The organism is Streptomyces sp. NPDC005070, from assembly GCF_053600395.1.
The window spans coordinates 1-12,028 of record NZ_JBSFZS010000172.1 but is presented as its reverse complement, the minus strand read 5'-3'; the positions used below and the strand labels follow the sequence as shown (position 1 = coordinate 12,028).

Genomic DNA, 12,028 nt, shown 5'->3' with positions numbered 1-12,028 from the left:
GGGGTATGCGTGGGGGCCGCGCGGAGCGACGAACGCGGCGGCGGGCCAGCCTGAGCGGATCGTGGTGTCGGTGGTGCCGCAGGAGTCCACGGTGGCCAACCTGCTGCTCACGGGCGGCGTGAACATCGCGACGGTGACCGGCCCCGACCGCGCGCGGCTGACCGGCCACGGCCTGGCCACCGCGCAGGTGCCGACCGTGGTGGGGCTGACCTTCTTCAACGAACGGTCCGGCCGCCCCTTGAGCGATCCCGTGCTGCGTCAGGCACTGGTGGGGGCCCTGGACCGCAAGGGCCTCGCCAATGTGGCGATCGGCGGCGACGGAACGCCCGCGAGTCATCTGACTGCTGCGGGCTCCGTCTGCCACACCGACGTGGCCGCCCGGAACCTGCCTTCGCACAGTGCCGTGGGCGCCCTGGGCGCCGCGGGCTGGACGAAGAACGCACGGGGCAGGCTGGTCAAGCAGGGCCGGCCGCTGCGGCTGCGGCTGCTCAGCAGCGCCGACTTCGGCTCCACCCTTCCGTCGGTCGCCGAACTGATGGCCGCCACCTGGCAGGCGCTGGGCGCGGACGTCGACCTCGTCAGCGAGAGCCGCAATGCGGTGGTGCAGGCCATGTACCAGAGCGGGGACTTCGACGTCGTGGTCGGCAGCTCGCCGGGTCCGCCACTGCCCGCACAGCTCGTCCCGTACTTCTCCGGTCCGCCGCCCTCGCAGGGACTGAACTTCGCACACGTCGTCAACCGCACCTACGACCGCTTCGTGGCCCTCGCGCTGGGCGCGCCGGGCACGGCCAGCTGCGCGGACTGGAACAGGGCCGCCGCGGAGCTGTTCCGCTCGGCCGACGCGCTGCCCGTCGCCGACGGCACGGGCACGGTGTACGGCTACCGGACGACCTTCGCCGTCGCGCCCGGCGGCCAGGTCGTACCGACCAGCATCCGCCTGCACAGATAGCGGCGGCGGACGCGGCACACGGCCCCACCACCAGTCGAGGAGGTCTCCCATGACGACCGTGTCCGCACGGCTCGGTGCCCTGGCTCGGCGCCACCCGTGGGTGGTGTTCTGCTGTCGGCGTGCGGTGCGGCTGACGGTCTCTCTCTTCGTGGTCGTCACCGCTTCCTTCGCGATGATCCGGCTGGTGCCCGGTGACCCCGTCCGGGCCGCGCTGGGCGTGGACGCCCCGCCGGACCTGGTAGCGGCGAAACGACACGAACTCGGCCTGGATCATGGCCTGTCGGCACAGTACTGGCGGTATCTGCGGCATCTGGCCCACGGGGACCTCGGGGTCTCCCTGGTGACCGGCGAGCCGGTGGCCGACCTGATCAGGGCACGTCTGCCGGCCACCTTGCTGCTGGCTGTCCTGGCGTTCGCCTGCGTACTCGTCGTTGCCCTCCCCGGGGGGCTGCTCGCGGCGGTGTGGACACGCGGAGGGCGGCGGCCCCGGGCGGAGTTGGCGTTCACCGCCACCACCTCCGTCATGGCGGGCGTGCCGGACTTCGTGCTCGCGGCGGGTCTCACCGCGGGACTGGCGGTCGCCCTGCGCATCTTTCCGGTGGCCGGCGACCTCGGTCCCCAGTCCTACGTGCTGCCCGTGCTCGCGCTGGCCCTCGCTCCGACCGCGGTACTCCTGCGGATCGTCCGGGTGGAGACGCTCAAGGTGCTCGCGACGGACTATCTGCGTGCCGCCCGCGCGAAACGGCTGCCCGCCGTCCCGCTCTACCTGCGCCATGTGGCACCGAACACGCTGACCGCGTCGCTGACGGTGGCCGGGAACCTGCTACCGGCCCTGATCGCGGGAACGGTACTGGTCGAGAAGGTGTTCGCCTGGCCGGGCATCGGGTCGGCGATGGCGCAGTCCGTGGCCGCGCAGGACTACGCCGTCGTCGAGGCGTCGGTCCTGGTGCTGGGCTCGGCCGTCCTCGCGGTGAACTTCCTGGTCGATCTGGCCCTCGCGCTGCTCGACCCCCGATCCGTCATCCGGGAGACGTGATCCGATGGTGTTGTCCTCCCCTTCTCCGCTCACGCCGCGTGCCACCGCCGGCCGGTCTCGTGCGACCCGGTCGGGCTGGTCCACACCGATGGGCGTGATCACCCTGGTGATGCTCGGATCGCTCGCCGTACTGGCCGTCGCGGGGGCGGTGCTGTGGGGGCAGGCCGCCGACCGTCCGGACCCATCGGCGGTGCTGCGGGCACCCACCGCGGGTCACCTGCTCGGCACGGACCGTCTCGGACGCGACCTGCTCGCCCGGCTGCTCTCGGCGACCTGGCTCTCCCTGCTGCCGGCCGTCGCGGCCACGCTCCTCGGCGCGACGGCCGGGATCACACTCGGGGCGCTCACCGCCGTCGTCGGCGGACGCGCCCGCCGCCTGCTGGGAGCCCTGATCAACCTCCTGCTGGCCTTCCCCGCGCTCCTCGTCGCGATGTTCTTCGCGACGCTCTTCGGCGCGGGCGCGGGTGGAGCGGTGTGCGCACTCGCCGTCGCCTGTGCACCGGGCTTCGCCCGGATCACCCAGACCCTCGCCGCCAAAGTGGCCGGAACCGACTTCATGGCGGCCGCGCGCGTGCTGGGCCTGCGCCGCCACCGGCTCCTCCTGCGCCATGTCCTGCCCCACATCGCCGAACCGCTGATGCTCAACACCACGGTCGCCGCGGGCTCGGCACTCGTGGCCCTGTCGGGACTGAGCTTCCTCGGACTGGGGGTGCAGCCCCCCTCGTACGACTGGGGGCTCCTGCTCAGCCAGGGCCTGGACCGCATCTACACCGAACCGCTGCCCGCCGTGGCACCCGGCATCGCCATCGTCTACGCCGCCGTGGCCTTCCAACTGCTCGGCGAGATGCTGGCCGGAGCAGCCGCGCGACGCGTCCGCCCACGGCAGCTGGAAGAATCCGCGCCACACCCGGCACGCACCGGCCTTCCGGCAGTCGCGGACCACGTGCTGGAGGTGGAGGATCTGTGGGTCACCCTTCCCACGGCGCAGGGAGTGGTCCGGCCCGTCCGCGGTGTCTCCCTCGCCCTGCGGCGCGGTGAGATGGTCGGCCTGGTCGGCGAGTCCGGCTCCGGCAAGTCGCTGACGGCGCTCGCCATCGCCGACCTGCTGCCGGACGGCGCCTGCACGACCTGGGGCACCCACCGGTTTCTCGGCGCGGACGCCGAGTCGTTGTCACGCAAAGAGCGACGCAGGCAGCTGGCGACGGGGATGGCGATGATCTTCCAGAATCCGGCCTCGGCCTTCAACCCGTCGCTCCGCATCGGAACGCAGATGACGGAGGCCGTGCGCGCACACCACTGCACCCCTCGTGCCGAGGCCGTCGAGCAGGCCCTGGTCCAGCTTCAGCGGGTCGCGCTGCCCGGCGGGCGCCGGTTGCTGCGCTCCCGGCCCTTCCAGCTGTCCGGCGGTCAGCGCCAGCGAGTGGCGATCGCTGCCGCTTCGATGATGCGGCCTGCCCTCCTCGTCGCGGACGAGCCGACGACAGCCCTGGACGTCACCGTGCAGCGGCAGATCATGGACCTGCTCCGCCGTGTCCGGCGCGACGACGCCACCGCGATCCTCTTCATCAGCCACGACATCGCCCTGGTGGCCGACGCCTGCGACCGGGTTCTGGTCATGTACGGGGGAACGATCGTGGAGAACCTTCCGGCCCGTGAGCTGGCGACCGGCGCACGGCATCCGTACACGCGGATGCTCGTCGCCTCGGTCCCGGACCTGGCCGCGGATCGCGACCACCCCCTGCGCACCATCGAGGGAGGGCCGTCCGATCCGTGCGGCACGGCCCCGGGCTGCCCGTTCCATGACCGCTGCCCGCATCGAGTGGAGCGGTGTGCCGTGGAGAGCCCCGTGCTGTCCCCGTTCGACCCGGAGCACGAGGTCGCCTGCTGGCGGCCGCTGGCTCCGGCAACGTTCCGCGGACAGCGTGAGACCGAAGAGGTGGAGCAGTGAGGGAAGAGGAAGAGGCAGGGCTGGCGCTGTACGACGTCACCGTCCGCCACCACGGGCCGTTCGGGCCGGTCACGGCGGTGGACGGGGTGTCACTGGAGGTTCCCCGGGGCGCGACGGTCGGCCTGGTCGGCGAGTCCGGTTCGGGAAAGTCCACTCTGGCACGTGCGGTCGTCGGGCTGGACAGCCCGTGCGCCGGGCGGATCACGGTCGGCGGACGGGAGTACCGAGGCCGCCGGGCGGCCGGTCGACGTCGGCTGGGCCAACAGGTCCAACTGGTTTTCCAGGACCCGGACACGGCACTCGACCCCCGCATGACGGTCCGTCAGTCGCTCGCCGAAGCGGCCGGGGCCTTCGTCCGGCTGGACCGCCGCAGCCGCGAACAGCGCATCGGCGGACTGCTGGAACTGGTCGGTCTCGACGTCGGCTGCGCCGACCGGGTGCCGCGGCAGCTCTCGGGCGGCCAGCGTCAGCGCGTGGCCGTCGCCCGCGCGCTCGCCGTCGATCCGGCGGTACTCATCGCCGACGAGGTCACCTCGGCTCTCGACGTGTCGGTCCGGGCGGCACTCCTGACCACGCTCCGGGACCTGCAGCGACGTCTGGGCTTCGCCATACTGTTCATCAGCCATGACCTCGCCGCCGTCCGTCATGTGTCGGACGTCGTCGCCGTGATGTACCTCGGCCGGATCGTCGAGACCGCCTCCACCGAGAACCTGCTGCGCAGTCCGCGGCATCCTTACACGCGGACGCTGCTGTCCGCCGTGCCGAGCCTGCACGCCGGACGACGACCGGTCGGGGCACCACTCCTTCCCGGAGAGGTGCCCGACCCCGCGTCGCCACCTACCGGCTGCCGTTTTCATCCGCGTTGCCCCGTCGGGCCGAACCGGCGTCCCGGACGGGACGTCTGCGCCGCACGGGACCCCCAGCCGGATGCGGCCGGACAGCCGCACCGCGCCGCGTGCCACTTCCCGTACCGCGCCGACGACCGCCCGCCCCATGCCGGTGGCGTTCACCAGGACGCGAACGGTGACCGGGCTCCGCGAACCTCCGGGGACCTGCCGTCATGACGGCCAGGGAACCGGAAATGCTTCCGTCCGGCGCGGACGCGGTGGTCGTGGGGGCGGGTGTGATCGGTGCCGCGGTGGCACGGGAACTGGCGCGCACCGGTCGGCGTGTCGTGGTCGTCGACAAGTCCGGCGGCGTCGGCCACGGATCGACCAGCGCCTCGAGCGCGATCATCCGTTTCAACTACTTCACCTGGGACGGCGTCGCCACTGCCTGGGAGTCCCGGCACTGCTGGACGCGATGGGCGGAGCACCTGGGCACCGTGCGCGGCCCCGGCCTGGCGGCGTTCCGGCGGACCGGGGCGGTACTGCTCGACGCGCCGGGCTCCGGGACGTCGGAGGTCGTCGCACTGTTCGAGCGCGCGGGTGTGCCGTACGAGCGCTGGGACGCCGCAACGCTGCGCAGCCGGATCCCCGGCATCGACGCGGGACGCTACGGGCCGCCCAGGCCCCTGCGCGACGAGGCGTTCTTCTCCGGCCCCGAAGGGGAGCTCGGCGCGCTGTTCACACCCGACGCGGGCTTCGTCGACGATCCCCAGCTCGCCGCACAGAATCTCGCGGACGCCGCGACCCGCGTCGGAGCGCGCTTCCTCTTCCACCGCACGGTCGTCGGTGTCCTGCGCCGCGAGGGCCGGGTGGCGGGCGTCCGGCTCGCCGACGGCAGCGCGATCACGACACCGGTGGTGGTCAACGCCGCCGGGCCCTGGTCGGGCGCGCTCAACCGGATGGCCCAGGTCGGGGCCGAGTTCACTGTCGGGGTGCGCCCGCTGCGCCAGGAAGTCCATCAGGTGGCCGCGCCTGTCGGCCGGGGAGACACGGCCTCGTCGCGCACGCGCGGCGCCGGGACCGCGCCCGGCCCGATCGTGGCCGATGTCGACCTCGGGACCTACCTGCGCCCCTACGGCGGACACCTCCTCATCGGCAGCACGCTGCCTGCCTGCGACCCTGTGGAGTGGCTCGACGATCCGGACACGTGCAACCCGCACCCGACGTCCGCCCGGTTCGACACCCAGGTGACCAGGGCCGCGCGGCGATTCCCGCTCCTCGGCGTTCCGAACCGGCCGACCGGCATCGCCGGTGTCTACGACGCCGCCGACGACTGGTCCCCCATCTACGACCGTACCGATCTGGCCGGCTTCTATGTCGCCATGGGAACGAGCGGCAACCAGTTCAAGAACGCTCCTCTGGCGGGCCGGTTCCTCGCCGCCCTGGTCGACCGCGTCGAGGCCGGTCACGACCACGACCGCGATCCGCTGCGGTACACAGGCGAACACACCGGCATCGTCATCAACCTGGGTGCGTTCTCCCGGAAACGGCCCATCGCGGAGGGCGCCGCCTCTCGATCCGTCATGGGCTGACGTCCGGCACGGGCATGCCTCGGTCCAGGGGCCACGACGTCACGAGGCCGATGACGTCCGGGAGTTGCTGCGCCGGACGGCATCGGCCTCGTGACGTCGGAAGAGGTCTACCAGCGGCCACGTGCCGGTGCGGAGCCGAGCTTGGAACTCAGCACGGACAGAAAGGTCGGGAGTCTGTCCACCGCGGATCTGGGGACAGGGGTGACCTGGACCGTGTTCCGCACCACGTCCTGCACGACGAGCTTGTAGGTACCGTCTTCCTGGACGAGTTCGGCGGCGTAGAGCAGTGTTTCCACCAGAGGTCCTTCGGTTGTGTCGTGCGAGGAGTCAGGCGCCGTTGAGCCAGGCGTTCCACGCCTTGGTGGCCAGCTCTTCGTCCGCGTCCTCGGCGAACAGGTGGTGGCCCACCCAGATCGGCCAGTTCCAGGTGCTGCCGTTGAAGAACCGGTACAGCGCGTCCGGGCCGCGCAGGCCGACGAAGTCGGGGCTGAGCCAGTCCACGACCACGTCCTGTGAGCCGCCGTCCGCACCCGGGAGGTCGAGCGACAGCCGGTCGCCGACGGCCGTGTCGTCGGCGAGGCCGAGGCGCCGGCGCAGAGCGGCGAAGTCGGCGGGGTCGTCGGTGCGCTCGTCGCGGCCCACCTTGACGTAGACGGCGGGGCGGCCGGCGAAGTGCCTCAGGTACTCGGCGAGGCCGTGCTGGTAGAGGTCGACGTGCTTCTCGGCCGCGTCCGCCTTGGTGTCCCAGTAGTCGTCGACGACTCCCGTGTGCACCCAGTGGATTCCCATCCGCAGATGGCTGGTCGTGTCGTCGAGCGGCTCGATCCGGTAGGTGAGGGTGTTGGAGAACCCGTCGTCCAGGGCCACACGCACCGCGAAGTGGTGCGGCGGCTCCCACGCCACGACGGTGCCGTCGGCCCGGGTGACCTTTCCGCCGACGCGCGGCTCGACCTCCATGGGATACAGCCAGCCGAGGTTGCCGGCGCCGGTGGCGACCGCTTGCCAGACCTGCTCGGGCGTGGCGGGCAGGTCCTGCTCCCGGCGGACCTCGAACTCTCGGGCCATGGTCACTTCTCCTTCGTCGTCGTTCAGGTGTCAGTAGGTGAGCGGGAGGGCGTTCAGCCGCCGTTGCAGTGGGTTGGGCCGCCATTCGAGGGCCGCCCCGTCGGCCAACCGCAGCCGCGGGAGCCGGCGGACCAGCGTGCCGAGGGACACCTCCGCCTGGAGCTTGGCCAGCGGACCGCCGAGGCAGAAGTGCGGGCCGTTGCCGAAACTGAGGTGCCGGTTGTCGGGGCGGGACAGGTCGAGCCGGTCGGGCTCCTCGAAGCGCTCGGGATCACGGTTCGTCGCGGCGAGAAGCAGGTACACCAGCTCGCCCTCGCGCAGCGTCCGCCCGCCGATCTCGACGTCCTCGGCCACGACCCGGACGATCGCCTGGGTCGGCGTGTCGTAGCGGGCGAGTTCGTCGACGGCCGTACGGATCAGCGCCGGGTCCTCGCGCAACCGGGCCAGCTGGCCGGGGTGGCGCAGCAGGGCGAGCATGCCGTTCCCGACCAGGTGGGTGGTGGTCTCGTCGCCCGCCGTGATCAGGACGAAGCAGGTGGACAGCAGTTCGGAGTCGGTGAGCCGGTCGTCCTGCGCCTGCGTCGCGACCAGGGCGCTGACCAGGTCGTCGCCGGGGTCGGCCCGGCGTCGGCGGACGAGCCGGGCGAGGTACTCCTCGTACTGCTCGATCGCCGCCTCGGACTTGTCGATGTCCTCGGAGAGCCGGCCGAGGCGGCGGAACCAGGTCTTGACCTGCGGTCGGTCCTCGGGCGGAATACCGAACAACTCGCAGACGACGGACAGCGGCAGCGGGGAGGCGACCGCCTCGATCAGGTCCATGGCCGGCCCCGCCGCGACCGCCTCGTCGACGAGCCGGTCGACGATCCGCTGGATGCCGTCGCGCAGGGCTTCGACCCGCCGGGCGGTGAAGGCGCGGTTGGCCAGCTTGCGCAGCCGGGCGTGGTCCGGCGGGTCCGTGTTGGTCATCACCCGGCCGAGCCGGTCGGTGAGCCGGCTGAAGGCCTTCAGGTCGCCGCCGAGGGCGCCGTAGGCGCGGGTCATCCGGTCCCGGTCGTTGGACAGCCGCAGGTCGCCCAGGGCCGCCTCGACGTCGGCGTACCGGGTGAGGTACCAGATGCCCTGAGGGCTGCGGTGGACCGGACTTTCGCGCCGCATGCGGGCGTAGAACGGGTACGGGTCCCGGCGGGCCTCGGGCGTCTGCAGCGCCGCGGCGAGGTCGTCGGGCCGGACGAGGCCCGCGGTGCCGCGGGCCTCGTCCAGGGTCTCGGTGGAGTTCACGTCCGCCGCGCTATCGCCGGGCGTCCATGGCGTCGGCCAGACTCCTGGGCCGCATGTCGGTCCAGGTCTGCTCGACGTACTCCAGGCAGGCGGCGTGGGTGTCGGGGCCGTGGGCGACGGTCCAGCCGTCGGGGACGTCCGCGAACTGCGGCCACAGCGAGTGCTGGTTCTCCTGGTTGACGAGCACGAGGAAGGTGCCGTCCTGGTCCTCGAACGGGTTGGTCATGGGAATCAGTCCTCCTGGTTGCGGGTCTGGTCGAGGGTCTGGGTGAGGGGCGGGGTGTCACCGGTGGCCCCGGCGAGCTCGGCGGCCAGGATCGGTCCGATCTGGGCCAGTGAGCCGGCTTGGGTCATCCGGTTGTGCCGGGTGGTGATCTGGTGCGATTCGATCCGGCCGGTGATGTACGGGCGCCAGGTCGCGGGCCCGGCGTCGTCCCCGTCCCGGTCGATCGTGGAGTTGAACAGCAGCAGGTCTCCGTCGAACGTTCCGGGGACGAAGTCGACCGCCAGCTTCGCGTTGTTGATCATGATGTGGACGACGACCTCGATCTGCGGTCCCGTCAGGCCGGCCAGTGCGCTGCCCCGCTCGCGCATGATCTCGGCGACCTCGTCATAGGTCAGCGTCCGGTCGCCCAGCTCGTCCAGGTTGCAGTCGAGCACGCCGACGAGCACGTCCCGCTCGGTGGGTACGGGCACCTCCTCGAACACCACGTCCTTCACCGGGTAGGCGTCGAGGATCGCCAGCAGCGCGGTCCGCTCGCCACGCGCCTGCAGCTCGCAGGCGATCGCGTGGGCGATCAGCCCGCCGGCGGACCAGCCGAGCAGCAGATACGGGCCCTCGGGCTGGATCTTGTGGATCTGGTCGGCGTAGTCGGCCGCCATCTCCTCGAAGGACGTAGGCCGGGGTTCGGGGCGGCCGAGACCGCGCGCCTGGATCGCGTAGACCGGGTACTCGGGACCGATGTGGTTCAGGAGCCCGCTGTACGACCAGCTGATGCCGCCGCCGGGGTGGATGCAGAACAGCGGTGTCCGGCTCCCGGTCGTGCGCAGCGGCAGCAGCACGTCCAACGCGTCGTCGGGATCGTTCATGACCAGGCGTTCCGTGAGCCCGGCCACGGTCGGTGCTTCGAACAGCGTGCGCAGGCCCACGTCGACGCCGAGGGTCTCACGGACGCGGGAGACCAGGCGGGCGGCCAGCAGCGAGTGCCCGCCCAGGTCGAAGAAGCTGTCGTCGATGCGCACCTGTTCCCGGCCGAGGACCTCGGCGAAGAGGTCGCACAGCAGCTGCTCCTGCGGCGTCCGGGGGCCGCGCCCGGCGCCCGGTGCACCGTAGTCCGGGGCCGGCAGGGCGGCCCGGTCCAGCTTGCCGTTGGCGGTCAGCGGCAGCACGTCCAGGGTGACGAACGCCGACGGCACCATGTACTCGGGCAGTTCGCGACGCAGCCGGTCGGACAGCTCGCCCGTCTCGGGCGCACCTTCGGGGGCGGGTACCAGGTAGGCGACGAGCTGTTTGTCGTCCGGCTGGTCCTCGCGGACGACGATGGCCGCCTGGGCGACGCCCGGGCAACCCGCGAGCACCGCCTCGATCTCGCCGGGCTCGATCCTGAAGCCGCGCAGCTTGACCTGGTGGTCGGCCCGTCCGGCGAACTCCAGCACCCCTTCGGCCCGCCACCACGCCAGGTCGCCCGTGCGGTACATCCGGTCCCCGGCCGGCCCGTACGGGTCGGCGACGAACCGCTGTACCGTCAGGTCGGGCCGCCCGACGTAGCCCCGGGCCACGCCCGCCCCCGCGAGGTACAGCTCGCCGACCACGCCCGGCGGCACCGGCCGCAGCCCGGCGTCGAGCACGTAGGCGCGCATGTTCGCCATCGGCCGGCCGATCGGCACGGTCGCGGCGTCCTCGGAGAGGGTGCGCACCGGGTGGCAGGTGGCCAGGGTCGTGGCCTCGGTGGGCCCGTAGCCGTTGACCACCGTGACACCGGGGCAGGCCTCCCGCACCCGGGCGACGGCTGCCGGGGAGACCACGTCGCCGCCGGTCCACACCTCGCGGACTCCCGCGAGCAGGCCCGGCCGCTCCTCGGCGACCAGGCGGAACAGGCCGGCCGTCAGCCACAGTCCGGTCACCTGATGCTCGCCGACCGCCTGGTGCAGCAGGTCGAGATCGAGCGGGCCGGGCGGTGCGACCACGATCCGGCCGCCGCCGAGCAGCGGCACCCAGTGCTCGTACGTCGAGAGGTCGAACGCGGTGGGGGAGTGCAGCAGCACCCGCTCGTGTCCGCCGTCGCGCCAGCAGGGGGTCAGGGCGTGGGCCACCACGTCGCGGTGGGTGACAGCCACGCCCTTCGGCCGTCCGGTCGAGCCGGAGGTGTACATCACGTACGCCAACTGCATCGGATCGACGGGGACTTCGGGGTCGGACGCGTCGGACTCGGCCTGGATCAGCGCGGCCAGCACGTCCTCGGTGAGGACCAGGGCGGCCCCGGACTCCTCGAGGATGAGGTCGACGCGGGACTGCGGGAACCGCGAGTCGAGGGGCACGTAGACGCCGCCCGCCTTGATGATCGCCAGGAGCGCCACGACCAGGTCCGCCGAGCGTTCCAGCAGTACCGCTACCGGCGTCTCCGGCATCACGCCTTCGCGGATCAGTGTCCGCGCGAGGCGGTTGGCCCGCAGGTCGAGCTCCCGATAGGTCAGCTCGGTGCCGCCCGCCACCACGGCCACCGCGTCGGGGACGGCCCGCACCTGACGGGCGAACAGCTCCGGCAGCGCGGCCCCGGGCAGTTCGACGGCGGTGTCGTTGAACCCGTACAGCAGTCGGTGCCGTTCCTCGCCGGACATGATGTCGATCCGGCTGATCGGCCGGCCGGGGTCGGCGACCACCGCGCGCAGCAACCGGGTCCAGCGGGCGAACAGCAGCTCCACGGTGGCCGGGTCGAACAGATCGGTGGCGTACTCCACCGCACCGGCCATGCCGTCGAGGCCGCCGTCCGGCCGGTACTGCTCGGCCAGACTGAACGTCAGGTCGACCCGCGCGGTGCCGGTCGGTGCCTCCAGGTGGCCGGTCGACAGCCCCGGCAGCGTGAACTCGCTCGACGGCGCGTTGTGCAGGGTCAGCATGATCTGGAACAGCGGGTGGTGCGACAGCGACCGGGCCGGGTTGACCACCTCGACCAGGTACTCGAACGGCACGTCCTGGTGGGCGTACGCGGACAGCGCCTTGTGCCGCACCCGGCCGAGCAGGTCGGTGAAGCCGGGATCGCCGCTCGTGTCGGTGCGCAGCACCAGGGTGTTGACCATGAACCCGACGAGGTCGTCCAGGGCCTGGTCGGTGCG

10 protein-coding genes are annotated in these 12,028 nt (G+C 72.2%); 5 read left to right on the top strand and 5 right to left on the bottom strand.

Going from position 1 to position 12,028, the window contains the following annotated elements:
- The 5 genes from ACWEBX_RS34020 to ACWEBX_RS34000 all read left to right on the top strand — a co-directional run.
- A partial coding sequence (locus ACWEBX_RS34020; protein ID WP_451888626.1) for an ABC transporter substrate-binding protein occupies positions 1 to 949 on the top strand: 949 nt, incomplete at its 5' end.
- A 49-nt stretch (positions 950 to 998) separates the two neighbouring features.
- Entirely contained in the window at positions 999 to 1,985 is a 987-nt protein-coding gene (locus ACWEBX_RS34015; protein ID WP_451888625.1) for an ABC transporter permease, read from the top strand.
- Positions 1,986 to 2,079: 94 nt separating this feature from the next.
- Positions 2,080 to 3,933, top strand: a complete 1,854-nt coding sequence (locus ACWEBX_RS34010; RefSeq protein WP_451888624.1) for a dipeptide/oligopeptide/nickel ABC transporter permease/ATP-binding protein — start codon at positions 2,080 to 2,082, stop codon at positions 3,931 to 3,933.
- Complete coding sequence (locus ACWEBX_RS34005) at positions 3,930 to 4,997, top strand: oligopeptide/dipeptide ABC transporter ATP-binding protein (protein ID WP_451888623.1); 1,068 nt, start codon at positions 3,930 to 3,932, stop codon at positions 4,995 to 4,997. Before ACWEBX_RS34010 ends, ACWEBX_RS34005 begins: the two co-directional genes overlap by 4 nt.
- A complete protein-coding gene (locus ACWEBX_RS34000) occupies positions 4,994 to 6,352 on the top strand; it encodes an NAD(P)/FAD-dependent oxidoreductase (RefSeq protein WP_451888622.1) in 1,359 nt (452 codons plus the stop codon). The genes ACWEBX_RS34005 and ACWEBX_RS34000 overlap by 4 nt, the downstream gene beginning before the upstream one ends.
- 107 nt (positions 6,353 to 6,459) lie before the next feature.
- Here the strand turns inward: ACWEBX_RS34000 and ACWEBX_RS33995 are convergent, their stop codons facing one another.
- From ACWEBX_RS33995 to ACWEBX_RS33975, 5 genes are all read right to left on the bottom strand, one after another.
- On the bottom strand, positions 6,460 to 6,648 hold the full coding sequence (locus ACWEBX_RS33995; protein WP_451888621.1) for a hypothetical protein: 189 nt from the start codon (positions 6,646 to 6,648) through the stop codon (positions 6,460 to 6,462).
- Between the two features lie 31 nt (positions 6,649 to 6,679).
- A complete protein-coding gene (locus tag ACWEBX_RS33990) occupies positions 6,680 to 7,417 on the bottom strand; it encodes an SRPBCC family protein (RefSeq protein ID WP_451888620.1) in 738 nt (245 codons plus the stop codon).
- A 30-nt stretch (positions 7,418 to 7,447) separates the two neighbouring features.
- Positions 7,448 to 8,695: a cytochrome P450 gene (locus ACWEBX_RS33985; protein ID WP_451888619.1), complete on the bottom strand. Its 1,248-nt coding sequence runs from the start codon at positions 8,693 to 8,695 to the stop codon at positions 7,448 to 7,450.
- A 10-nt stretch (positions 8,696 to 8,705) separates the two neighbouring features.
- Positions 8,706 to 8,921, bottom strand: a complete 216-nt coding sequence (locus ACWEBX_RS33980; RefSeq protein WP_451888618.1) for an MbtH family protein — start codon at positions 8,919 to 8,921, stop codon at positions 8,706 to 8,708.
- Positions 8,922 to 8,926: 5 nt separating this feature from the next.
- On the bottom strand, positions 8,927 to 12,028 hold a 3,102-nt coding region (locus ACWEBX_RS33975; protein WP_451888617.1), incomplete at its 5' end, for a non-ribosomal peptide synthetase.